At 66.6% G+C, this 21,765-nt stretch carries 21 protein-coding genes, 1 tRNA gene and 1 pseudogene; 13 read left to right on the plus strand and 10 right to left on the minus strand.

Annotated features, from left to right (window positions below; all coding sequences use genetic code 11):
* Positions 1 to 14: 14 nt before the first annotated feature.
* From ACYQPG_RS25825 to ACYQPG_RS25850, 6 genes are all read right to left on the minus strand, one after another.
* Positions 15 to 632 (minus strand): PAS domain-containing protein, encoded by a 618-nt coding sequence (locus ACYQPG_RS25825; RefSeq protein WP_419830581.1) that lies wholly within the window; start codon positions 630 to 632, stop codon positions 15 to 17.
* A gap of 223 nt (positions 633 to 855) precedes the next feature.
* Positions 856 to 1,065, minus strand: coding sequence for a hypothetical protein (locus ACYQPG_RS25830; RefSeq protein ID WP_147937559.1), 210 nt, complete (start codon positions 1,063 to 1,065; stop codon positions 856 to 858).
* A 106-nt stretch (positions 1,066 to 1,171) separates the two neighbouring features.
* On the minus strand, positions 1,172 to 2,221 hold the full coding sequence (locus ACYQPG_RS25835) for a ketopantoate reductase family protein (RefSeq protein WP_147937560.1): 1,050 nt from the start codon (positions 2,219 to 2,221) through the stop codon (positions 1,172 to 1,174).
* 480 nt (positions 2,222 to 2,701) lie between these two features.
* Positions 2,702 to 2,777, minus strand: a tRNA-Phe gene (locus ACYQPG_RS25840).
* A gap of 118 nt (positions 2,778 to 2,895) precedes the next feature.
* The gene (locus ACYQPG_RS25845; protein ID WP_419830582.1) at positions 2,896 to 3,084 is read right to left on the minus strand and encodes a DNA gyrase inhibitor YacG; all 189 of its coding nucleotides are present in this window, start codon (positions 3,082 to 3,084) and stop codon (positions 2,896 to 2,898) included.
* Complete coding sequence (locus ACYQPG_RS25850; RefSeq protein ID WP_147906852.1) at positions 3,081 to 3,734, minus strand: Maf-like protein; 654 nt, start codon at positions 3,732 to 3,734, stop codon at positions 3,081 to 3,083. Before ACYQPG_RS25850 ends, ACYQPG_RS25845 begins: the two co-directional genes overlap by 4 nt.
* Positions 3,735 to 4,278: 544 nt before the next feature.
* Here ACYQPG_RS25850 and ACYQPG_RS25855 point away from each other — a divergent pair.
* The 12 genes and pseudogenes from ACYQPG_RS25855 (at position 4,279) to ACYQPG_RS25910 (ending at position 15,997) form a co-directional block, all read left to right on the plus strand.
* Entirely contained in the window at positions 4,279 to 4,488 is a 210-nt protein-coding gene (locus ACYQPG_RS25855; protein ID WP_147853130.1) for a hypothetical protein, read from the plus strand.
* 162 nt (positions 4,489 to 4,650) lie between these two features.
* A complete protein-coding gene (locus tag ACYQPG_RS25860; protein WP_147906850.1) occupies positions 4,651 to 4,896 on the plus strand; it encodes a hypothetical protein in 246 nt (81 codons plus the stop codon).
* A gap of 100 nt (positions 4,897 to 4,996) precedes the next feature.
* Positions 4,997 to 5,979 (plus strand): annotated as a pseudogene (locus ACYQPG_RS25865) (phosphohexomutase domain-containing protein); the annotation flags it as partial.
* 250 nt (positions 5,980 to 6,229) lie between these two features.
* A complete protein-coding gene (locus ACYQPG_RS25870) occupies positions 6,230 to 7,438 on the plus strand; it encodes a polyhydroxyalkanoate depolymerase (protein WP_419830583.1) in 1,209 nt (402 codons plus the stop codon).
* A gap of 165 nt (positions 7,439 to 7,603) precedes the next feature.
* On the plus strand, positions 7,604 to 8,230 hold the full coding sequence (locus ACYQPG_RS25875; protein WP_419830584.1) for a methyltransferase domain-containing protein: 627 nt from the start codon (positions 7,604 to 7,606) through the stop codon (positions 8,228 to 8,230).
* A gap of 265 nt (positions 8,231 to 8,495) precedes the next feature.
* Positions 8,496 to 11,156 (plus strand): TIGR02302 family protein, encoded by a 2,661-nt coding sequence (locus ACYQPG_RS25880; protein ID WP_461232004.1) that lies wholly within the window; start codon positions 8,496 to 8,498, stop codon positions 11,154 to 11,156.
* Between the two features lie 156 nt (positions 11,157 to 11,312).
* The gene (locus tag ACYQPG_RS25885; protein WP_147906847.1) at positions 11,313 to 11,498 is read left to right on the plus strand and encodes a twin transmembrane helix small protein; all 186 of its coding nucleotides are present in this window, start codon (positions 11,313 to 11,315) and stop codon (positions 11,496 to 11,498) included.
* 169 nt (positions 11,499 to 11,667) lie between these two features.
* Complete coding sequence (locus ACYQPG_RS25890; RefSeq protein WP_147906846.1) at positions 11,668 to 12,294, plus strand: acyloxyacyl hydrolase; 627 nt, start codon at positions 11,668 to 11,670, stop codon at positions 12,292 to 12,294.
* Between the two features lie 93 nt (positions 12,295 to 12,387).
* Complete coding sequence (locus tag ACYQPG_RS25895) at positions 12,388 to 12,960, plus strand: cob(I)yrinic acid a,c-diamide adenosyltransferase (protein ID WP_419830586.1); 573 nt, start codon at positions 12,388 to 12,390, stop codon at positions 12,958 to 12,960.
* A gap of 196 nt (positions 12,961 to 13,156) precedes the next feature.
* The gene (locus ACYQPG_RS25900; protein ID WP_147906844.1) at positions 13,157 to 13,906 is read left to right on the plus strand and encodes an electron transfer flavoprotein subunit beta/FixA family protein; all 750 of its coding nucleotides are present in this window, start codon (positions 13,157 to 13,159) and stop codon (positions 13,904 to 13,906) included.
* A gap of 65 nt (positions 13,907 to 13,971) precedes the next feature.
* Positions 13,972 to 14,925: an electron transfer flavoprotein subunit alpha/FixB family protein gene (locus ACYQPG_RS25905; protein WP_419830587.1), complete on the plus strand. Its 954-nt coding sequence runs from the start codon at positions 13,972 to 13,974 to the stop codon at positions 14,923 to 14,925.
* Positions 14,926 to 15,115: 190 nt separating this feature from the next.
* Positions 15,116 to 15,997, plus strand: a complete 882-nt coding sequence (locus ACYQPG_RS25910) for a 3-hydroxybutyryl-CoA dehydrogenase (RefSeq protein WP_419830588.1) — start codon at positions 15,116 to 15,118, stop codon at positions 15,995 to 15,997.
* A 61-nt stretch (positions 15,998 to 16,058) separates the two neighbouring features.
* On the opposite strand, the gene ACYQPG_RS25915 is transcribed toward ACYQPG_RS25910, so the two are convergent.
* The 4 genes from ACYQPG_RS25915 to upp form a co-directional block, all read right to left on the minus strand.
* Positions 16,059 to 16,364 carry a hypothetical protein gene (locus ACYQPG_RS25915; protein ID WP_147906841.1) on the minus strand — a complete coding sequence of 102 codons (306 nt, stop codon included), beginning with the start codon at positions 16,362 to 16,364 and terminating at the stop codon, positions 16,059 to 16,061.
* Positions 16,365 to 16,463: 99 nt separating this feature from the next.
* Positions 16,464 to 17,477: an NAD(P)H-quinone oxidoreductase gene (locus ACYQPG_RS25920; protein ID WP_419830589.1), complete on the minus strand. Its 1,014-nt coding sequence runs from the start codon at positions 17,475 to 17,477 to the stop codon at positions 16,464 to 16,466.
* A 111-nt stretch (positions 17,478 to 17,588) separates the two neighbouring features.
* Positions 17,589 to 18,830 (minus strand): ABC transporter substrate-binding protein, encoded by a 1,242-nt coding sequence (locus tag ACYQPG_RS25925; RefSeq protein WP_147937568.1) that lies wholly within the window; start codon positions 18,828 to 18,830, stop codon positions 17,589 to 17,591.
* A 157-nt stretch (positions 18,831 to 18,987) separates the two neighbouring features.
* Entirely contained in the window at positions 18,988 to 19,623 is a 636-nt protein-coding gene (gene upp / locus ACYQPG_RS25930; RefSeq protein ID WP_147853118.1) for a uracil phosphoribosyltransferase, read from the minus strand.
* Between the two features lie 528 nt (positions 19,624 to 20,151).
* Between upp and ACYQPG_RS25935 the strand changes: the two genes are divergently transcribed.
* A complete protein-coding gene (locus ACYQPG_RS25935; protein ID WP_461232510.1) occupies positions 20,152 to 21,756 on the plus strand; it encodes a methyl-accepting chemotaxis protein in 1,605 nt (534 codons plus the stop codon).
* Positions 21,757 to 21,765: the final 9 nt, after the last annotated feature.

Below are 21,765 nucleotides of genomic sequence, written 5' to 3' on the forward strand. Positions count from 1 at the left end.
CGCCTCCGCACGCCTCAGTTCAGCTGCGCGCGGCGAGCCTGCCGCTCCTGATCGGCCAGCCTGCGGCCGAGATCGAGCAGGAGCGCGTCGGCCCGCGCCCGCAGGGCCGGATCCTGCAGCTCGCAGATCGCGCGATGCGCCGCCATGGCGAAGTCCGCCGCGCGTTCCAGTGGCGTCTCCGCCTCATGGTGATCGAGCGCGCTGAGTGCCCCGGCAGCACGCTCCCCGCTCCGCACATCGGTGATGTCGACGATGATCCCGTGGCCGCTGATAGGCCTTCCCCGGTGATCGGCTAGGAATCTGCCACGGCCGAGCACCCACCGGGTGACGCCGTCCGCCGAACGGACCCGGTATTCGATGACGTAGAGATCGCCGTCACGGACGCGCCGACGGAGAAGGGCCAGCACCCTATCCCGATCTTCCGGATGGATACCCGCCGAAAACGCCGCTGCCGGAAGCCCCGCCTCAGCCGCCTCCGGATCGACATTGAACAGTAGCGCCACGAACATGTCTGCACGGACGCGATTTGAAGCGCCATCCCAGGACCAGCTGCCGGTCACGTCCAGCGCGTCGAGCGTCCCCCGGAAAGGTGTCGAACAAGTCTGGCATTCGAGCGGCTTGAATTTGGGCATCGCAGTATCTGGTTCCGAACCGGAATTTAACCTGGTTTAGTGGAACGGGCCGCAACTTCAATGAGCCAGAATTCGCAAAACCTCAACTTTTGCGTGTTTGTCACCGCTGGAACACAGAGCGAATTAATCCCCGATGCAAGGTTTGATTTTCGCATCGGAGACGACGGATCGCTGGTCCGGCCGGCCGCCGCCGGAATGCTCCGCGCCCGCGATACTGCCGCCGTCACCCGGTTCCGGTGTTCCGCCGCGCCAGCCGTTCGGACTCGGCCCGCCAGGCATCACGCTCGTCCTGAACCGTCTCGATCCGGGCATGCAGATGGCCCGCGTCGATCGCCGTCTCCATCAACATGTCCTGGGCGGCGGCGAGCTGCGCCCGCAACTCGGCGTTCTCGGTGGCCAGCGCCAGAAGGAGAGCGGCCACGTCATCACCCATTCATGCCCCTCGCCGCGCGCCAGAGCGGGCGGATCTACCCGGGAGCGCGGTCGGCTACAACCGTATCCGGCAAACCATCCAGCGGTGTTGCCGACGCCGCGCCCGGTCAGCCCTCGATCACCCGCTCGTCGAGCTTCCGGTCGACGATCTGGACCGTGCGGTCGATCTCGGCATCGGGCATGTCTAGCTGGTGTGAGATCAGCTTCACCAGCAGGTCGACGCGCTCGATGAACGGCGTGCCGTTCGCCACCGCCCGCGCCGCGGAGGACGGCTTGAGCAGGCTCTCCGCGGCCTTGGCGTATTTCTCGAACGGGACCTGGTCCTGCGGATCCGCGCCGAGCTTGCGCGCGATGGCGTCGACATGCTCGTAAATGGCGCGGGATTTGGCCAGGTCACCGTGCACGGCGTCGCGGATCGATTGCGGCTCCTTCGGGGTGATGCAGCGGTAGTTGCCGGTGAGCAGCATCGACCACTTCGCCAGCGGAACGAACAGCGAATCGAACACTTTGAGCTTCACCGGCACATCGTGGCCGTCGAGGCGGACGGCATCGATATCCGCCTCCAGCTCGCGCAGCAGCCGGTTGTGGGCCTCGTCGGCGAAGGTCGCTGCCTTGAAGTTGGTGGGCAGGCCGACATGGAGCACGTTCGCACCCTCGTCCGGCGGACGGAACGCCTGGGGATCGGGCGAGCAGAGGGACACGAGCCCCGGCTCGAAGCGATCCCAGACGCCGGCATTCGTGAAGGCGTTGTCGAGGTCCATGGCGGCTAGGGCCGGGATCCGCTTGAGATACGGCAGCGGCGGCATGTTCATGATCGACAGGCACGGCAGCTTGGCCGCCGCGATCTTGATCATCAGCACCCGGATCGTGTGATTGTTGTACTGCGGCTCCTGCATGGCAAGGCCGACGAGGTCGTAGCGCGACGGATCGATGTCTTCCGGCGGCGCGGCGTCGAGGGTGCCGGGCAGGTCGCGCGACAGGATTGCGCGGTGGTTCGGCTCGTCGCGCAGCTTGATGCGGACTTCCGTCCCCTCCTGGTTGATCAGGTCCGCGGTCTTGCGGCGGCACACCAGGGTCACGTTGTGACCGGCCATCAGGAGCTTGGTGCCCAGCAGGGAGCCGTATGAGGCGCCCAGGATCAGGATGTTGCGCGGCATGCTTCCACTCCCAACGTTCGGCTTCGTCTTATCGCGCGACCGGCCCGCTGGCGTACGGGTTGAGGTGGTCTACGGATCGGCTCGAGCCGTGTGGGGAGCAGCGTAGCGAAGCTTGTCTGGAGATGCCACTCCACTGGTATACCAAATAATTTTCAGTGCGATGCACGAAACATTTTCGGTGCGCGAGCGCGCTTGCGGCTGCCCTAGAGGATCGAATCGCGTTGCGCTTGATCGGCAGGAATGCGGAGGCGGGCGATCCGACGTTGCGTACGGGCTCGAACACGCGCGCGAGCGGCGAACGCACTTCGCGGCCAAATACGCCAACGATGCGAAATCGAACGCCGACACTCGTCCCGGCAACCCGGGAGCTGGTCAGTGACTCAAAGACGTCGCGCCCTACGCAGACGGCGTTCAGGGCCACGAAGACTTCTAGTATGAGAAAATGATTACGTCGACACCATCGACCGCTTAGCGGACGGATGGTGCCCAGGGGCGGGATCGAACCACCGACACTGCGATTTTCAGTCGCATGCTCTACCAACTGAGCTACCTGGGCGTCGTCCGGGCCGCTGTGGGTCTCGGACGCCGCGGGGTATAGTGAGGAGTTCGAGGCCTGTCCAGCCTTGCCGTGACATCGACGTGACGTGGGCGTCGGAAAATTTCAGCCCGCGTCGTCAGCCCTCGTCTTCCGGCTCCGGCGGTGGAGCATCGGGATCGAGTTCCACCGGGATCGTGTAGCGCTCGTTTAGCCAGCGGCCGAGATCGACATCGGCGCAGCGCTGCGAGCAGAACGGCCGGAACGGCTCGGTGGAGGGGCGCCGGCAGATCGGGCAGCGCTCCGGGTTCATCGGCCACGCGCTCATGCCAGGCTCCCCCAGGCGGCGCGGACCGGATAGCCCTCGCCGTCGAGCAAGCTCATCGTCTCGTAGAGCGGCAGGCCGACCACGGCGCTATAGGAGCCGACGAGCTTCACCACGAAGGCGCCGGCCAAGCCCTGGATCGCGTAGCCGCCCGCTTTGCCGCGCCACTCGCCCGAGGCGAGATAGCCCTGGATGTCGCGGCCGGAGAGGCGCTTGAAGCGCACGCGGGTCTCGACGATCCGCTCCCGCCGGCCGTTCGGCGACAGCAGGCAGATCGCCGTAAAGACCCGGTGCGGACGCCCGGACAGCAGGCGCAGGCAATCGGCAGCCTCGTCCGGACTCTCCGCCTTCGGCAGGACGCGTCGCCCGACCGCGACGACCGTGTCGGCCGCGAGCAACCAGGTCGGGACCTTCTGGTCCTGATGGTGCAGGGCGGCTTCCGCGGCGGCGAGCTTGGTGCGGGCGAGGCGTCGGGCCAGTTCGCGCGGCGGCTCGGCCTTGCGCGGCGTCTCGTCGATGTCGGCGGGCAGGAGCGAATCCGGCTCGATGCCGATCTGCTGCAGCAGCGCGAGGCGGCGCGGCGATCCGGAGGCGAGCACGAACCGGGTGGCCGGCCCCTGCGGCGCGCCGATCACTTCAGGTGTGGCGTCCATGGTGTTCCGCTCGTACATTCGGCTTGGAGCGCCCGCCGCCGGGGAGATCGGTCGGTGGCAGGTGCATCACGACAAGGGCATGGTCCGAGAGCGGTACGGGTGGGTCGAGGCCGCGCCGCAGCGCGGATGATCGCGCGAAAGGGTGGCGCGTCCCCATTCCGCCGGGACCGTCTCGATCTCTCACGCCTGATAAGGGATGGGGTCGGGCTTGTGAACCGGACCGATCGGAACCGGTGACGAGACGGCCTTCGTCGTGCGCCGGTGATCGGAGGCGTCCCGGCGCGCGGGGATCACGATCCGCATCGACGCCCTGCGAATACCGGCCGCCGGCATTCGGGATAATGCTCTCCAACACGTTGCCCAGTGCCGAAATCAGGACTCGCCGCGCCGGGGCATGTGCATGGTCTGGTCCGATGCGGATATCACCCGCCGGCCAAGACATGATTCGAACAGCTCAAGACAAAGTGAAGGTTTAAGGCGACGACGTAACCACGCGTTAACTAAACCCGGCGGAGTGTGCGGGCACCGAAACGGGGTCGAACCGATGCTGAACGCTGATCCGCTTCTGGCACGTCCGAAGCTCGTGAATGCGACGCTGCTCGCCCACACTCTGGATGGGCTGAGGCCACAGGTCAGGTCCTCGGCCGAGATGTGGCGGGTGCTGACGGACCATTACGTGGTGGATCTGGACGACGTCGCAGCCCTGCTCCCGGCGGCCGAACCCGAGACCCAGTGGCTTTCGGCTCGGGACTGAGCCCGATTAAATCCGATTCTTCACGACAGACGAGCGCGGCTGGCACGCCGCGTGCTTTGAAATATCCGATCTAGGCAAGGAAACACCCAGGCAACGACAACGCGGCGGCTCGGACGCCAGAGCACCCCGCGGACCCTTCGATCCACGAAGCTGAGGTCCGTCATGTCCGAACTGTTGTCCGTCGCCCTGGTCTGTGCCGGCACCCTGCTGGCGCAGGATTGCTCCCGCGACACCGCCCTCGACATCATCATCGCGCCGGCACACTCACCGATGGAATGCCTGATGCATGCCCAGACCATGGCGGCTCAGGCCGGCTTGCCCGGTGGCGGCGACCGCTACCTCAAGATCGCCTGCGAGCATCGCCGCACCGAAGCCGAGCCCTTCCGGGTCGTCCGCCGCGCCTCGTAGGACGGACTGACCTTCAGCGAGACGAGATGTTTGGTAAGCTCCGCCGCAGTTCGGCGGTCGAGCCAAGTCACGCGAAGTTTTGCTGACCTGAAGCGGAGCGGACCTCAAGTCGCGGGCGAAGCCGCTGACCTGCAAGCGCAAGGTTGTGGCCACCTGCGGCAACGGCACCGCGGGTGCTTTCGCACCGCGCCTGATGGGGGCGCCGGGCATCGAGGTCGTGCTGCTGGACGTGGACCCGGACGGCTCGTTCCCGCGCTACAATCGGAACTCCGATGGCATGGTGATGCTCCACGCCATCGCGCACGCGGTGACAGGAGCACGGCGTCGATATCGACCTCGGCTTCGACGCCGCCCGCTGCGGGGTCGTGGATAACGAGGGCGAGGCGCTCTCTGCCGACACGATCGGCGTGATGCTGGCGCGCGACCTCGGCATGCACGATCCCGGCCCGACCTTCGTGGTCGTCTTGAAATCCGCCGGGCTCTTCCACATCGCCCAGAGCTGCAGGCTCCGGCGATCGAGACCGATCACCAAAAGGCCGGCCCCAGGTCCATCAGGCGGAAGGTGAACGAGCTCGGAGCGCTGGCGGGCATCGAGAAGTCCGGCCACTTCGTCTTCAACGAGCCGATCAGGCGCACCTGCGACGACGGCCTGATTACCGCCATCGCGGTGCTGGAGATGCTCGACCGCAACCCCGGGACGTCGATGGCCGACCTCTACCGGCGACTGCCGGATTCTTCTACCGGGCGTTGCCGAAGTCCTGGGGCTCGCCGACCATGTCCCCACATCGTGCCGACGACGTGACGTACCGAGTCGTGGAGACCGTCACCGCGGTTGCGCGCCATGAGGGACGCGCGCGAGCCGATCGCCGGTTCAAAGACCGTCGATCTCGTCACCGTCAACGGCGTACGCATCACCACCGAGGACAGCACCTGGGGCCTCGTGCGCGCGTCGTCAAACAAGCCGGAGCTGGTCGTGGTGATCGAAAGCCCGGCTTCCGAAGAGCGCCTGCCGCCATGTTCGAGGCCGTGACTGCGGTCCTGCGGGAGAATACCCAAATCGGCGCCTACAACCAGACAATCTGAGCTGGCCGGCACCTGTTTTGATCCACCGCGCGGTGCTACGGCCGTGCGGCGGGTGTCCAGTTTAGAGCTGGTACATCAAAGCCACGGCCTACGCTTTCCTGTTGGCATGCACCCTCTGGGCGGTTGCAGCCTCCGTGCCGCGGGCAGATGCTCTCCGGCCATGCTGATGCAGTCCACATCCCGGCATCCGCCCGAGTTTGCCGTCCCGATCGCCCGCGTGTCGGGCCGGGCGCCCGCGAGTGCCCGCCCGATGATGTACGACGCGTTCGACCTGCAGACCGACCTCGCCGCCCAGACGCGGGCCTGGGGACGGATGCTGAACGACGCCTGGTCGCCCTGGATCCGATGGAGCGAGCCGGCCCGGTGGATGTCGGCCAACGCGCGCATGATGATGCGGACGGGCCTGACCTTCGCGCGGCCCGCCTACGGGATCGATTCGGTCACCGTCGGCAACCGGAGCGTGCCGGTCAGCGAGGAAGCCGTCACGGTCACGCCGTTCGGCACGCTGCTGCACTTCAAGAAGGACATCCACACCGAGCAGCCCAAGGTGCTGCTGGTCGCGCCGCTGTCGGGCCACTTCGCGACGCTGCTGCGCGCCACCGTGCGCGTGATGCTGCCCGATCACGACGTCTACATCACCGACTGGCACAACGCCCGGGACATCCCCCTCTCGGCTGGCCGGTTCGGCTTCGACGAGTATGTCGCGCACCTGATCCAGTTCCTCCAAGTCATGGGCGAGGGATCGCACGTGGTGGCGGTCTGCCAGCCGACTGTGCAGGCGCTGGTCGCCGCCGCCGCGATGGCGCAGGCGAAGGATGCGGCCGCCCCGCGCAGCATGACGCTGATGGCCGGCCCGGTGGATTGCCGGATCAACCCGACCGGGGTGAACGAACTCGCGACCTCGAAACCGATCGCATGGTTCGAGAAGAACCTGATCGCCACGGTCCCGTCGCGTCACAAGGGCGCCGGCCGGAAGGTTTATCCGGGCTTCGTGCAGGTCTCGGCGTTCATGTCGATGAACGCCAAGCGCCACGTGCAGGGCCACAACGACCTGTTCTGGCACATGGCCAACGGTGAGGAGTCCAAGGCCGAGGCGATCGAGACCTTCTACGACGAGTATTTCGCCGTCCTCGACCTCGCGGCCGAGTTCTACCTGGAAACGGTCAAGACTGTGTTCCAGGACTATACGCTCGCCAAGAACGAGCTGACATACCGGGGCGAACCGATCGACTTGGGATCGATCAAGCGCACCGCGCTGATGACCGTCGAAGGCGAGCGGGACGACATCTGCGCCCCGGGTCAGACCATGGCGGCGCACGACCTCTGTACCGGGCTCGCCCCCTACATGCGGACGCACCACCTTCAAGCCGGCGTCGGCCATTATGGCGTCTTTGCCGGAAAGCGCTGGGAAACGCAGATCTACCCGCAGGTGCGCAACTTCATCCAGGCGCACAATTGAAGATCGGCAGCTGCCGGACGGGCGTCGTCCCGGCAGGCCAAATTTAATCGGAAATCGTTGAAGTTGGCTGATAGGCTGATCTAAGCGCAAGCTTGAAGCAGCCTTTGTTCATTAGCCACGTCCTTCGAGCCTCAGCGGGGCTCGTTCAGAGAAGGACGTGTGGTCATGCGCGACCTGCGCACAGCAAAATACGAGCGGTTCAGGTCCGCTCTACAAGCGCCATTTGATCAGGAGCCGAACCGGACAGATCGACATTTCGATTTACGTGATTACGAGAGTGAGAGCGCCAATCACGAAGTTGAAATGTTCGCGAACTTGGTTCGGGCTTGCCCCGACGAGCTATTTCTCGATCTGGGCTGCGGCTACCGCGAACGCACCTTCGAAAATTGCCTCTACCTGGAGGTCTATCCATCCCGTTCTGCCGATTTGATCGTCGAGCCGAACTGTCTTTATCCGATACGATCGGGGACTTTATCCGGAGTCGGATGTTTCGCGGTTCTTGAGCACACGCGCAAGCCGTGGCTCGTGATCGAAGAGATCGCGCGGATGCTCAAGCCGAGCGGTCAAGTTTTCATCGATTGGCCGTTTCTGCAGCCAGTCCACGGCTATCCGTCGCATTATTTTAATGCGACCCGCGAAGGATTGATCAGCCTGTTCGAGGACAACGGATTCAAGACGGACATGGCCTATACTGGCGCCCACCAGACGGCGGCCTACACGATCCAGTGGATCCTCGGGCTTTCGCCCATCACCTCATCGATCCGCAGCTCCGCCACGATTTCTCGCGCCTGACGGTCAGTGACATGGTCTCGATGGATCAGCAGGATCCCGTGTGGTGGAAATTCCTGAATGCGCTTCCGCCGGACGCCTTCTCAGAGCTGGCATGCGGCAACATGCTGGTGGCGACCAAGGCGACTACGTAGCCCACGCTCTGAGACCATCGCGCCGATTTGACCCGCCGACTGACCCGGCCCACCATGCTAGCCTCTTGGTGTCGGAACCCAGATCCTCTCGGGCACCTCCGATATATCCTCGCGATTGAGGCGGAACGGTCGGCGTGAACGACAGGGACGGCTTCGACAGCACGACCGGCACCGGGACGGGACAAGCGGCCGCCGCGCGGCTCGACCGGCTCGTCGCCCAGGCCCGGGCGGCATACCTCTGGGAGCAAGCCTGGCCGGTGCTATGGCGCGGACTCGGCGTCGGATTGCTGTTCCTCGCCCTGTCCTGGGCCGGTCTTTGGCTCGATCTCGACCCGCTCTGGCGGCAAATCGGGCTCGCCATTCTGGCTCTCCTGCTGATCGTCGCGCTGCTGCCGCTGGCGCAACTCGCGCGGCCCGATCGCCGGGTGGCCCTGGCCCGGCTCGACCGGGAGGCGGCCACGCGCGATCCGGCCCTGCGTCATGGACCGGCCTCGGCCGCGCAGGATACGCTGGCAGTCGGCGCCGCGGATCCTGGCAGCCGGACCCTTTGGGCACTGCATCAGCGCAGGGCCGCACAAGCGGTCGCGGCCCTGCGGGTCGGGTTGCCGCGCCCCGGCATGACGCGACGCGATCCCTATGCCCTGCGGGCTGGAATCGTGGTGGCCGCGGTGGCCAGCCTGTTCGTGGCCGGACCCGAATGGCGGGCGCGCGTCGCAGCCGCGTTCGACTGGCACGAGCCGGTGGCTCCAGGGCCGAATTTCCGGGTCGACGGCTGGATCGATCCGCCGCTCTACACCCGGCTGCCGCCGCTCCTGATCGCGATGGACGGCAGCGACCAACACCTGCGGGCACCGGTCAACGCGCAATTGATCGTGCGCATCGCCGGTCAGGGAAAGGCCGCGGCGAACACCACGCTGACGCCGAATGCCGGGCTCACGCCGATCCCCGGTCAGGAGGAACGGCCGGACCTGCGCGAGGAGCGCTACCGCATCGTCGGTGGGGCTGAACTTGTCATTGTGACGCCCGCCGGTCGCCAGAAGCTGACCGTGGACGCGATCCCGGACCGGCCGCCCGAGGTGACGGCCGTCGGCGGCCCGGAGGTGAACGGCCGCGGCACCTTCAACCTCACCTACCGCGCCAAGGACGATTACGGGATCAGCTCAGCGGAAGGCGTGATCGAACCGCTGAGGGCGGGCCGCTCGCTGGCCCCGGTCCCACGGATCAACCTGGCGTTGCCGGCCGATGCTTCCGGGGAGACTGACACCAAGACCCTGGTCGATCTCACAGATAGCCCATGGTCCGGCGCCCGGGTGCGCTATCAGATCGTCGTCAAGGACGAGGCTGGCCAGGAGGGGCGTACGGCATCCGCCGAGATCACGCTCCCGGCGCGGCAGTTCCGCGATCCTTTGGCGCGGGCGCTTGCCGAGGACCGCCGCCGCCTCGTCACCGCGCCGGATGCGGACCGTCTATGGGTGCAGGGCGCCCTCGACGCGCTCCTGGTCGCCCCCGACATGTTCACGCCGCAGCCGCCGGTCTTCCTCGGCCTCCGGACTGCGACAGAGCGCCTGCGCCGGGCGAAGTCCGATGCGGACCTGATCGAGGTCGCCGACCTCCTGTGGGAGATGGCGTTGAAGATCGAGGACGGCGACCTGTCGGATGCCGAGAAGCAGCTGCGCCAGGCCCAGGACCGGCTGAAGGAGGCGATCGAGCGCAACGCCCCCGACGACGAGATCAAGCGCCTCACGCAGGACCTCAAGCAGGCCCTCGACAAGTTCCTCTCGCAGATGGCGCAGAAGCAGAGCCGCCAGCCGCGCGATCCGGGCGAGAAGGGCCAGAACAACCAGCAATCGAAGACGGTCACGCCCGAGGATCTCGACAAGATGATCCAGGACATGGCCGAGGCGATGAAGCGCGGCGACACCGCCGAGGCGCAACGCCTGATGGAGCAGCTGCGCAACATCCTCGAGAACCTACAGACCGCGGAAAAGGGCGGTCAATCCGATCAGGCCAGCCGCGAGATGCAGAAGCAGATGCGCGACCTCGACGCGATGGCACGCGAGCAGCAGGGCCTGCGCGACGAGACCTTCAAGGATGGCCAGGAGCCGGGCAACGGCCAGCAGCGGCCGTCGAACCGCGGGCAGCAACAGCAGCAGGGCAACCGCGGGCAGCCGCAACAGGGCCAGGGTAAGCAGAGCCCAGGGCAGCAGAGTCAGCAGGGCCAGCAGGGACAGCAGGGACAGCAGGGACAGCAGGGACAGGGAAAACAGGGTCAGAAGCAGGGCCAGGGCGATCAGGGCAATGTCGGCGATCGGCAGCAGGCGTTGCGGCAGCGCCTGGAGGATCTCGAGCAGCGCATGAAGGAGAACGGCATGCGCGGCGAGCAGGGCCTCTCTGATGCGGAGGACGCCATGCGTGAGGCCGAGAACGCTCTCAAGCAGGGCGATGCCGACGAAGCCGTGGATGCTCAGGGTCGCGCGCTCGAAGGCCTGAAGAAGGGCGCGGAAGGCATGGCGCAGCAGATGCAGGAAATGGCCGAGGGCCAGGGCGAAGGTCAGCAGGAAGGCGGCCAGCAGCCTGGTCAGCAGGGCCAGGCCGGCGCTCGCGACGACGACCCGCTCGGCCGGCCGACCAAAGGTCGCGACATGAGCGACGGCCGGGTTCGCGTGCCGACCGCCGACGAATCGGCTGTCCAGCGGGCGCGCCGCATCATGGAAGAGCTGCGGCGCAAGCTCGGCGATCCCACTAGGCCGAGGGAGGAGCTCGACTATTTCGAGCGCCTGCTCCGGCGTAATTGACAGCGAAGTCCGGCTTCCCGCGGTTAGCCGGCCTTCGCTGCAGTCTCGTGATCGGCTCGCCGGACCGGCTTCTTGTCGGCCGAGCGAGCCGAATGCCTCTCGTCAAGCGGCGGCGCGCCGGATCCCGGCGCCCGTCGGGTTCGGATTCCTCCCGTCATGTCGTCCAATCTGCTCGTCTTCGTCGCCTGCGCGGCGGTTGCCGTAGTCCTGCTGTTCGGCCTTGCCAACATGATGCGGGGCGGCAGCGCCAATGTCTCTCAGAAGCTTATGCGCTTGCGCGTTCTGCTGCAGTTCGTGGCGATCCTGGTCATCATGGGTGTCGTCTGGTGGCGCTCGGCCTGAACGCCGTCTCCGGATCCGGCAGCCGCCGTCAGGGCCGCCGTCTCACTGTGTCCATGTCGCCGCACCGCGCACCTTTCGCGGGGGTCCGGGATGAATTGGCCGCCGGCGTCCCAAGGCGCCGTGCTACGCTCGGTAGAGACAGACCGCCTTGCCCAACCGGCCGAGCCCCATGATTGCCGCCCTCCGCACCTGCGTCGTCAGCCTCATCATCGGTGCGGCCATCCTGCCAGCCTCCGCGGCTGACGCGCCGCCCTTGCCTGCGGCCTATGCGGCCCCGGCCCAGCCGCTGAGCATCGTCTCGGAGGTGCGCATCGGCGGCGCCGTGCAGGATCCGGGCAGCGCCGAGGGCAAGCTTCCAGGGTTCAGCAAGGCCAACGTCAACGGCGAGATCCTGTTCGCCAAGCCGCAGGTGAGCGCCGACCCGTTCTGGCAGGCCTTCGTGCCGCGTCCGACGGTGGGCGGCAGCTACAACACGGGCGGCCGGACCAGCTACGCGTATCTCGGTGCGACCTGGACCGTCGACATCTTCCCCGAGACCCTGGGTCGACGCGTCTTCCTCGACGGCTTCTTCGGCGGCGTCGCCCATAACGGCTATACCGGGCCGAAGGCGCAGACGCCCTACGGCTTCAACACGCTCGGCTGCTCGCCGATGTTCCGCGAGGCGGCGGCTCTGGGCTATCGCCTGACCGAGCATTGGAGCGTCATGGCGACGGTCGAGCACATGTCGAACGCCGGCCTGTGCGCGAACAACCGCGGCCTGACCAATTTCGGCGGCAAGATCGGCTACACGTTCTGATAACGGCACCAATTGCGCGACCGCCTGAAGGGCTCTAGGCCCTACGAGTCGCGAACTCGCCGGGTTCGCCATCCGTTGTGAGGCGCAGGTCCCTTGGTCAAGCTCAACCGGATCTACACACGCACCGGCGACAAGGGCACCACCGCCCTGGCCGATGGGCAGCGCCGATCCAAAGCAGACCTGAGGGTCGAGACCTACGGCACGGTCGACGAGACCAATGCCTGCATCGGGATGGTCCGTCTGCACACGCAGGGCGCCCTCGACAGGATGCTCGGGGCGATCCAGAACGACCTGTTCGATCTGGGCGCCGACCTTGCGACCCCGCCCAGCCCGGAGCCCCTGCCCTACGAGCCACTGCGAATCGTCGCCAGCCAGGTCGAGCGGCTGGAGCGCGACATCGACGCCCTCAACGCGTCGATCGCACCGCTGAAATCCTTCGTGCTCCCTGGCGGGTCGCCGGCCTCGGCGGCGCTTCATCTCGCCCGCACCGTGTGCCGGCGTGCCGAGCGCCTGGCAGTGAGCCTCGCCGACCGCGACGGCGAGATCGTCTCGCCCGAGGCGGTTCAGTATCTCAATCGCCTTTCGGACTTCCTGTTCGTGGCGAGCCGTACCGCGAACGCGGATGGGGTCGACGACGTGCTCTGGGTGCCGGGCGCCAATCGCTGAGGCGAATCGGAACGGGTCGTCGCGGCCGCGAAGACCAGTCCAGCCAGGCAGGAGCTTTTACCGCCTCGCGTTGACAAGGCCGAAATGTGGCCGTTACGGTCCGCCCGCTTTGCGGACCCGCCGTCCCCGTGCGTCGAACGCTTGAAGGCCTGGCGGGTCCGGCAACAAGAATCCACGGGGAAGGATCGAGACCGCCATGAAGGTGCTGGTGCCCGTCAAGAGGGTGGTGGACTACAACGTCAAGATCCGCGTGAAAGCCGATGGCTCCGGGGTCGAACTCGCCAACGTCAAGATGTCGATGAACCCCTTCGACGAGATCGCCGTCGAAGAGGCGATCCGCTTGAAGGAGAAGGGCACCGTCACCGAGATCGTGGCCGTGTCGATCGGCCCGCAGCAGGCGCAAGAGACCCTGCGCACCGCACTCGCGATGGGCGCCGACAGGGCCATCCTGGTCAAGACCGACGTGAACTGCGAGCCGCTGGCGGTGGCCAAGCTCCTGAAGGCCGTGGTCGAGACAGAGACGCCGCAGCTCGTGATCCTGGGCAAGCAGGCGATCGACGACGATTCGAACCAGACCGGCCAGATGCTCGGCGCGCTGCTCGGCTGGCCGCAGGGCACCTTCGCGTACAAGATCGAGGCTTCTGAGGGCAGCCTCGACGTGACCCGCGAGGTCGATGGCGGCCTGCAGACCGTGACGCTCAAGCTCCCGGCGATCGTCACCACCGATCTGCGCCTCAACGAGCCGCGCTACGCGTCGCTGCCGAACATCATGAAGGCCAAGAAGAAGCCGCTCGAGGAGCTGAGCCCCGAAGCGCTCGGCGTCGATGTGACCCCGCGGCTCAAGGTGCTCAAGACCGCCGAGCCGCCGGGGCGCTCCGCCGGCGTCAAGGTCGGCTCGGCCGCCGAGCTCGTCCAGAAGCTCAAGGTCGAAGCCGGCGTGATCTAACTCGCTCGCGCCGCTCCCGTCCCGGTCGAGCGGCGCGCCATCACCTCCAAGGGCACCAGACGACCATGACGACACTCCTCTTCGTCGAGCACGGCAACGGCCAGATCAAGGACGGCACCCTGAAGGCGCTGACCGCCGCCAAGGATATCGGTGCGCCGGTCCACGCCCTCGTGCTGGGCGCCGGCTCGAAGGCGGTCGCGGAGGCGGCAGCCAAGCTCGACGGCGTCGAGAAGGTGCTGAACGCCGAGGACGGCATCTACGACCACGACCTCGCCGAGCCGCTCGGCGCGCTGATCGCATCGATTGCGGGACCCTACGACATCATCATCGCGTCGGCTTCGACGACGGGGAAGAACGTGCTGCCGCGGGTGGCCGCCCTGCTCGATGTCGCGCAGGTCTCGGACATCATCAAGGTGATCTCGCCCGATACGTTCGAGCGCCCGATCTACGCGGGCAACGCTATCCAGACCGTCCAGATCCCCGCCGGCAAGACTGTGATCACGGTGCGCACCGCGGCGTTCAAGGCGGCGGAACAGGGCGGCGCGGCCGCCACCGTCGAAGCCGTTTCCGCGGCGGCGCCCGCGTCCGGTGGCTCCACCTTCAAGGGCGAGGAGATCGCCAAGTCCGACCGGCCGGAACTGGCCTCGGCCCGGATCATCGTGTCGGGCGGCCGCTCGCTCGGATCGTCCGAGAAATTCCACGCGTTGATCGAGCCCCTGGCGGATGCCCTGGGCGCCGCTGTCGGCGCCTCGCGCGCGGCGGTCGATGCCGGCTACGCGCCGAACGACTGGCAGGTCGGCCAGACCGGCAAGGTCGTGGCGCCGGATCTCTACGTCGCTGTCGGCATCTCAGGGGCGATCCAGCACCTTGCAGGCATGAAGGATTCGAAGGTCATCGTCGCGATCAACAAGGACGAAGATGCGCCGATCTTCCAAGTGGCGGATTACGGATTGGTCGGTGACCTATTCCAGGTTGTACCGGACTTCCAGGCGGAGATCGGCAAGGCAAAGGGGCAGTAACGGTCGCGCTCGCCCGGCGAGGTTCACCGGGCGAGCATTGTCGCAACGCGCCTGTCGACGGGTTCCTTCTGCGAACGAGAATGGTCTAGAAGTCAGGGACGGCCCGTATTCGCACGGGCCGCGGCGTTGGCGCGGTCCACCCCCTCGGGCAGGCGCGCAGCAACGTCCGTACGGGGGCACAGGTCGACAGATGGACATGGAGATCAAGCGGGTCGGCATCATCGGCGCGGGCCAGATGGGCAGCGGCATCGCGCAGGTCTGCGCTACCGCCGGTCTCGACGTCTTGCTGAACGACCGCGACCCGAACCGTCTCGAGAACGGCCTGACGTCGATCGACGCGGGTCTGTCGCGGCTCGTGTCCAAGGGCACGATCGAAGAGTTTGAAAGCCGGGAGATCCGGTCGCGCATCAAGCCGGCGCCCGGCTTCGCCGACCTCGGCCCTGCCGACCTCGTGATCGAGGCCGCCACGGAGAACGAGGCGACCAAGCGAGAGATCTTCTCGACCCTCTGCGCGTCCCTGCGCCCGGATGCGATCGTGGCGACCAACACGTCGTCGATCTCGATCACCCGGCTGGCCGCGGCGACCGACCGCCCGGAGCGGTTCATCGGCATCCACTTCATGAACCCGGTGCCGGTGATGCAACTCGTCGAGCTGATCCGCGGCATCGCCACGGAGGATTCCACCTACGAGTCGGCCAAGGCGTTCATCGCCAAGCTCGGCAAGATCTCGACGATGTCGGAGGATTTCCCGGCCTTCATCGTCAATCGCATCCTGCTGCCGATGATCAACGAGGCGATCTACACGCTCTACGAAGGCGTTGGGTCAGTCGAGTCGATCGACACCGCCATGAAGCTCGGCGCGAACCACCCGATGGGGCCGCTGCAACTGGCCGACTTCATCGGGCTGGATACCTGCCTGTCCGTGATGCAGGTGCTCTATGAAGGTCTGGCCGACTCCAAGTATCGGCCCTGCCCGCTTCTGGTGAAGTATGTCGAGGCCGGTTGGCTGGGTCGCAAGGCCAAGCGCGGTTTCTACGACTATCGTGGGCCGACCCCGATCCCGACGCGCTGAACGTCGGGTCGCAGCGAACGTCACACGGGACGGCGCCCGGCGCCGCCCCGAATCACGAACCTTACTTCGCCGTGCCGCCGTTTGCGTTCGGCTGGGCCGGCTGCGGGTAGGATGGGTTGCCGCCCGGGACCGCGGTGCTGTTCGACGGCGTGGCGCTGCCGGACTGACCGTTGACCGAGCCGGTCACCTCACGCCGGGACGCATCCTGGCTCTGGCTGGCATAATCCTTCGGGGAGTTGGCGCCGTTCCAGGTCAGCAGGCCGACCGTCGCGATCGCCAGAAGAACGAGGCTGCCGACCAGGACCCACAGGACGGGCTTGCCGCGCTGGCCCTGCCGGCTTTCCTGCTGGTTCAGTTTCTCCACCATTTTCACACCCTCCCCACCCGGACGCGACGCGCGCGACACGATTTCGTTACCGGCCGCCAACGCGGCGCCGTCGAGGCGGGTTCCTGTCGGGCGCGCCTGTTAGCGACCGGTGGTGAGCAGGATCTTGCCGAGATGCGCGCTCGATTCCATCAGCGCGTGGGCCTTCTGGGCCTGTTCCAGCGGGAAGGAGGCGTGCGTGACCGAACGGATCCGCCCCGCCTCGAGCTCCGGCCAGACATCCTTGCGCAGGCCCTCGGCGATCGCTGCCTTGTCGGCCTTCGGGCGCGGCCGCAGGGTCGAGCCCGTGAAGGTCAGCCGGTTGCGCATGATCGGGGTGATGTTCAGGCCGTCCACCTTGTAGCCGCCCATGAGGGCGATCATCACCAGGCGGCCGTCAGGGGCCAGTGATTTGATGTTGCGAGCGAGGTAGCTCGCGCCGATCATGTCGAGGATGACGTCGACGCCGCGCCCATCGGTAAGGCGCTTGATCTCCTCGGCGAAGTCGGCCTGCTTGTAGTCGATGGCGGCATCGGCTCCGAGATCCTCGCAGAAGCGGCATTTCTCGGCCGAGCCCGCGGTGGCAAACACCCGGGCGCCGAGATGCTTGGCCATCTGGATCGCCGTGGCGCCGATGCCGCTCGATCCGCCATGCACCAGGAAGCTCTCGCCCTTGGCGAGTCGGCCGCGTTGGACCACGTTCGAATAGACCGTGAAGAAGGTCTCCGGCAGCCCGGCCGCGTCGACGAGCGAGAGAGCCTTGGGGCGGGGCAGGCAATGGGCGGCCTCGGCGACCGCGAACTCCGCGTAGCCGCCGCTGATCACGAGGGCGCAGACCTCGTCGCCGACGGCGAGACCATCGACCCCCTCCCCCAAAGCCACGACACGGCCGGCGACTTCGAGGCCCGGGATCTCGGTGGCGCCGGGCGGCGGCGGATACAGGCCGGCCCGCTGCATGACGTCCGGGCGATTCACGCCGGCGGCCACCACCTCGATCAGGACCTGGCCCGGCCCGGGGCTCGGCAGCGGCGCAGTCTCCACGGCGAGCACCTCCGGCCCGCCCGGTCCCGTGAAATGGATCCGGCGCATGGTCTCGGGCAGGGCGGTGCTGGCCATCGAAGCATCCTCAACGCGTACGTATTCCCGGCCGCGCCCCGGGAGACGCGGTCGGGCTGTACTTGCGGCAACGGGCGCGCTTGGCAAGCCGCCCCTTGTGGAGCCGGCAGACTATCGCGCCGCCGCCTTCACGGCCGGGGGCAGAACGATCTTGCCCTGCGCGAGGCTCGTCGGCCAGATCGCGACCTGCTTGCCGTCCTGCCACTGCGCCATCAGCCCGGTGACGAAGCCCGGCCCGTACTTGATCGAGTGCGTGAAGGGGTCGTCCTTGCCGTAGAACTGCGTCCGGCCCACCGTGCCGACCCAGTCGGTCTTCTCCAGGGCCTCGACCAGCTTGTCGGCCTCGGTGGAGCCGGCCCGCTTCACCGCGTCGGCGGTGTAATAGACCTGATCGTAGGCCATGTAGCCGGCATAGGACGGATCGCTGCCGAAGCGCTTCTTGAAGGCCTCGCTGAAGGCCAGCGACTTGTCGGTGATCGCGGCGCCCGGCACCGCGATGCTCTGGAAGATCACGCCCTGGGTCGCCCCGTTGGTGTTGGCCCAGAAGGTCGAGGAGGTCGCCTGCGAGTTCATGCCGGTCATGGCCAACGGCACCTGCTGGTTGCGCCACTGCACGGTCGGCTGCACGCCGACATGCGAGATGCCGGTGACGATCAGGTCCGGCTTGCCGGCCTCGATCTTATTGTAGATCGGCGTGAAATCGCCGGTATCCGGCGAGAACCGGATGTGATCGACCACCTTCACGCCGATCTCGGGCAGGCATTTCTCGTAGCCCGCGTCGAGCGGACGCGTCCAGGCCGCGTCCTCGCTCATGATCGCGGCGGTCTTCACCTTCATCAGGTCGAGCAGCATGTCCTTGGTCGAATCGCAGATCGACTGGGCGAGAGCCGCCGAGGTGAGATAACCGTGGAAGGTGTACTTGTTGCGGGCGTAATCCTTGTGGACCGCCAGGCTGATCTCGTTGGAGGCGGCGCCCGGGGTGATCATCGGGGTCTTGAGCCGGGCCGCCCAGGGCATCAACGCCAGCACGACTTCGGAGATGTAGCTGGCGATAACGACGTGGGCCTTGTCCTCGGAGACCGCCCGCTGGAACGCCCGGACGGCGTCGGAGGCCGAACTCTTGTCGTCGTAGGAGACCACCTGGATCTGGCGCCCGTCGATGCCGCCCTTCGCGTTGATCTCGTCGGCGGCGAGCTGGACGGCCTGGGGGATCGAGGCCCCGACCACCGATTGCGCCTCCGCGATCACCCCGATCTTGATCGGGTCCGCCGCCCGGGCCTCACCCGCGGCCAACAACCCGGCTGCCGCCAGCAGGGTCACCGCCCGGCTCGTCACGCTGCGATCCATCGCCATGCTGATTCCTCCTCCGGGCCGTGCGGCTTTTGGCGCCGCATCGGGGATCGGACGATTTTTGTAGCATTCGGCGTGATGAATACAATGTGCATCCGACCAATGTGCGAAACACCGGCGGACTGATCGATAGAATTGGCTCAGCCGGGGGGCTGTTCGGTCAGCGGGTGCCGTACATCCGGTCCCCTGCATCGCCCAGGCCCGGCACGATGTAGCCATGGTCGTTCAGATGGCTGTCGATCGCAGCCGTCCAGATCGGGACGTCGGGATGCGCGGCCTGGAACTTCGCCAGACCCTCCGGGGCGGCCAACAGGCAGACGAAGCGTAGGTCCGAAGCTCCGCGGGCCTTCAACCGGTCGAGCGCCGCGATGGCGGAATTCGCGGTGGCGAGCATCGGGTCGAGCACCAGCACGGTTCGGTCGGCGAGATCGGATGGGGCCTTGAAGTAATACTCGACCGCCTCGAGCGTCTCGGGATCGCGGTACAGCCCGACATGGGCGACCCGGGCCGAGGGCACCAGCGACAGCATCCCGTCGAGGAAACCGACACCCGCCCGCAGGATGGGCGCGAAAACCAATTTCTTGCCCTGGATCTGGCGGCCCTCCATCGGCTGGATCGGCGTCTCGATCGTGACGGGTTCCAGCGGCAGGTCCCGCGTCACCTCGTAGGCGAGCAGCATGCCGATCTCGTTCAGCAGCTGGCGAAACCCCTTCGTCGAGCGGTTCTTGTCCCGCAGATAGGTGAGCTTGTGCTGCACCAGGGGGTGATCGACCACCGTGACCCGACTCGCCGGCATCGCACATCCCTCCACCCCAGAGGGGCAGGAATGCAGGAGCGGACGCCCGGGCGCAACGTGACACGCCGCGAATACACCTATTCAGGCCCGATCGAGGCCGCGCGTTGACTGGAACCCCGAATGACGTTGGCGTGGCGCAGCGGTCGGGTGACGACGCGTCTGCGCGCCTGACCCTTAAAAAAACCGACCTCATTTTGATAAAGACCCAAACTCATTTTGACGTGATGCTCTTTTGAATCGATCAAACATACGTATTCGAAGCATATGTCCTCAGATTTGAAATCTAAGTAAACATATTAAATAGCGAAGATGCCCAATTCTGCGTCAATCAAATCCTTGATCGTCTGAAACAGAAATTGACGCCAAACATTACTCGCCGACTTTTCAAAGACACACCCCATCTGCTAGCTGACGCTATCATCCGGGTATCGGTTCAAAGCCATGCGCCTCACCGTTTCACTCAAGACCACGCTTGCAGCCATATTTGGATTGTTCGCCCTGCTCGCGGCAGGTTAGGGAAGTCTATCGATCATCGAGCTTGCCGACATTCGGCATGCGATGACGGAGGTCGCGAGCAACTGGCTTCCGTCGGTATCGCGGATCAACGCAGTCGAGGTCGCGGCCTCGGAGGTGCGGATCAAGCAGTTCCGCCTGATCACCCTCTCCAAGGATCCCGACAGCCTCAGGATCGGCGAGGCGCAGCTCGCGACGACGCTCACGCGGCTTGCCGAGCGGCGCAATACCTACGAGCGCCTGATCTCCACCCCCGAGGAGCGGGGGCTTTACGATGCATTCGTCGCCCTGTGGAGCCGCTACGAGCAGGTCGACGGCGCGATGCGACGGCTGATCGCCTCCGGCAAGCAGGCCGAGGCGCTCGCGCAGCTCGGCGGGGTCGACACGGTGAGGCTCTACGACGAGACGCGCGCCGCGCTCTCGCACCTGGTCGCCCTGAACGAGCGGAACGCAACCCAGGAGGTCGACGAGGCGGTGGATCGGGCCAAGACAGCGTCCGCGGCGGCCTGGGGCAACGTCATCCTGTCGGTGATCGCGGCGCTCGTGGCGGCGGCTTTTTCCCTGTTCCGGATTTCGCGCCCCATCCAGCGGATGACCGAAATCATGTCGCGGCTTGCGGGCGGCGATACCGGCGTGACGGTGCCAGCCCGGGACCGGCACGACGAGATCGGCGCCATGGCGGCGGCCGTGGAGGTGTTCAAGGACAACATGATCCGCACTCGCGCGCTCGAGGTCGAGGCTGAGCAGGCGCGCGCCGCCGCCGAGGAGCAGCGCAAGGCCGGCATGCGCGAGATAGCCGACAGCTTCGAGAAGGCGGTCGGTGGCATCATCGGTCGGGTCTCGTCCTCTGCGACGGAACTGCAGACCACTGCGAGCGCGCTGTCGGCCATGGCTGGGCAGACCTCGGCGCAGTCCGGCGCGGTGGCGTCCGCGGCGGAGGAAGCCGCCAGCAACGTCAACACCGTGGCGGCGGCCGCCGAGGAGCTTGGCTCGTCGGTCCAGGAGATCGGCCGGCAGATGGACGGGTCCGCCAAGCTGGCCCAGAGCGCCGTGGACGAGGCCGGGCAGACGAGCGCGCTGGTACACGAGCTGAGCGCTGCCGTCGCCCGGATCGGCGACGTGGTCGGACTGATCTCGTCGATCGCCGGCCAGACCAACCTGCTGGCGCTCAACGCCACCATCGAGGCGGCCCGCGCCGGAGATGCGGGACGGGGCTTCGCTGTGGTGGCGAGCGAGGTGAAGGCGCTGGCCGAGCAGACCGCCAAGGCGACCGAGGAGATCGCCGGCCAGATCGCCCGCGTCCAGGGATCGACGGGACAGGCTGTGACCGCGATCGGATCGATCACCGTTCGGATCCAGGACATCAGCACCGTCGCCACCTCGATCGCGGCAGCGGTCGAGGAACAGGGCGCGGCGACGCAGGAGATCGCCCGCAACGTCGGGCAGGCCGCTATCGGCACCGGCGAGGTCACCAGCAACATCGCGGGCGTCGCGGAGGCAGCAGAGGCGACCGGACAGTCGGCGGCGCAGGTGCTTGGCGCGGCCTCAGAGCTGTCGCGGCAATCCGAGCGCCTCACGGTGGAAGTGTCCCGCTTCCTCAATACGGTGCGGGCGGCCTAAGAATCCATA

It is taken from the genome of Methylobacterium sp. CM6246 (genome assembly GCF_054818005.1).

What these genes read in the sequence shown, in the direction of transcription:
- ACYQPG_RS25830 (WP_147937559.1), bottom strand. Translation starts at nt 1,065, where the DNA reads ATGGGTGATGACGTGGCCGCTCTCCTTCTGGCGCTGGCCACCGAGAAC.
- upp (WP_147853118.1), bottom strand. Translation starts at nt 19,623, where the DNA reads ATGCCGGCGAGTCGGGTCACGGTGGTCGATCACCCCCTGGTGCAGCAC.
- ACYQPG_RS25925 (WP_147937568.1), bottom strand. Translation starts at nt 18,830, where the DNA reads ATGGCGATGGATCGCAGCGTGACGAGCCGGGCGGTGACCCTGCTGGCG.
- ACYQPG_RS25920 (WP_419830589.1), bottom strand. Translation starts at nt 17,477, where the DNA reads ATGGCCAGCACCGCCCTGCCCGAGACCATGCGCCGGATCCATTTCACG.
- ACYQPG_RS25890 (WP_147906846.1), top strand. Translation starts at nt 11,668, where the DNA reads ATGATTGCCGCCCTCCGCACCTGCGTCGTCAGCCTCATCATCGGTGCG.
- ACYQPG_RS25915 (WP_147906841.1), bottom strand. Translation starts at nt 16,364, where the DNA reads ATGGTGGAGAAACTGAACCAGCAGGAAAGCCGGCAGGGCCAGCGCGGC.
- ACYQPG_RS25825 (WP_419830581.1), bottom strand. Translation starts at nt 632, where the DNA reads ATGCCCAAATTCAAGCCGCTCGAATGCCAGACTTGTTCGACACCTTTC.
- ACYQPG_RS25870 (WP_419830583.1), top strand. Translation starts at nt 6,230, where the DNA reads ATGATGTACGACGCGTTCGACCTGCAGACCGACCTCGCCGCCCAGACG.
- ACYQPG_RS25855 (WP_147853130.1), top strand. Translation starts at nt 4,279, where the DNA reads ATGCTGAACGCTGATCCGCTTCTGGCACGTCCGAAGCTCGTGAATGCG.
- ACYQPG_RS25875 (WP_419830584.1), top strand. Translation starts at nt 7,604, where the DNA reads ATGCGCGACCTGCGCACAGCAAAATACGAGCGGTTCAGGTCCGCTCTA.
- ACYQPG_RS25900 (WP_147906844.1), top strand. Translation starts at nt 13,157, where the DNA reads ATGAAGGTGCTGGTGCCCGTCAAGAGGGTGGTGGACTACAACGTCAAG.
- ACYQPG_RS25835 (WP_147937560.1), bottom strand. Translation starts at nt 2,221, where the DNA reads ATGCCGCGCAACATCCTGATCCTGGGCGCCTCATACGGCTCCCTGCTG.
- ACYQPG_RS25850 (WP_147906852.1), bottom strand. Translation starts at nt 3,734, where the DNA reads ATGGACGCCACACCTGAAGTGATCGGCGCGCCGCAGGGGCCGGCCACC.
- ACYQPG_RS25885 (WP_147906847.1), top strand. Translation starts at nt 11,313, where the DNA reads ATGTCGTCCAATCTGCTCGTCTTCGTCGCCTGCGCGGCGGTTGCCGTA.
- ACYQPG_RS25905 (WP_419830587.1), top strand. Translation starts at nt 13,972, where the DNA reads ATGACGACACTCCTCTTCGTCGAGCACGGCAACGGCCAGATCAAGGAC.
- ACYQPG_RS25845 (WP_419830582.1), bottom strand. Translation starts at nt 3,084, where the DNA reads ATGAGCGCGTGGCCGATGAACCCGGAGCGCTGCCCGATCTGCCGGCGC.
- ACYQPG_RS25910 (WP_419830588.1), top strand. Translation starts at nt 15,116, where the DNA reads ATGGACATGGAGATCAAGCGGGTCGGCATCATCGGCGCGGGCCAGATG.
- ACYQPG_RS25860 (WP_147906850.1), top strand. Translation starts at nt 4,651, where the DNA reads ATGTCCGAACTGTTGTCCGTCGCCCTGGTCTGTGCCGGCACCCTGCTG.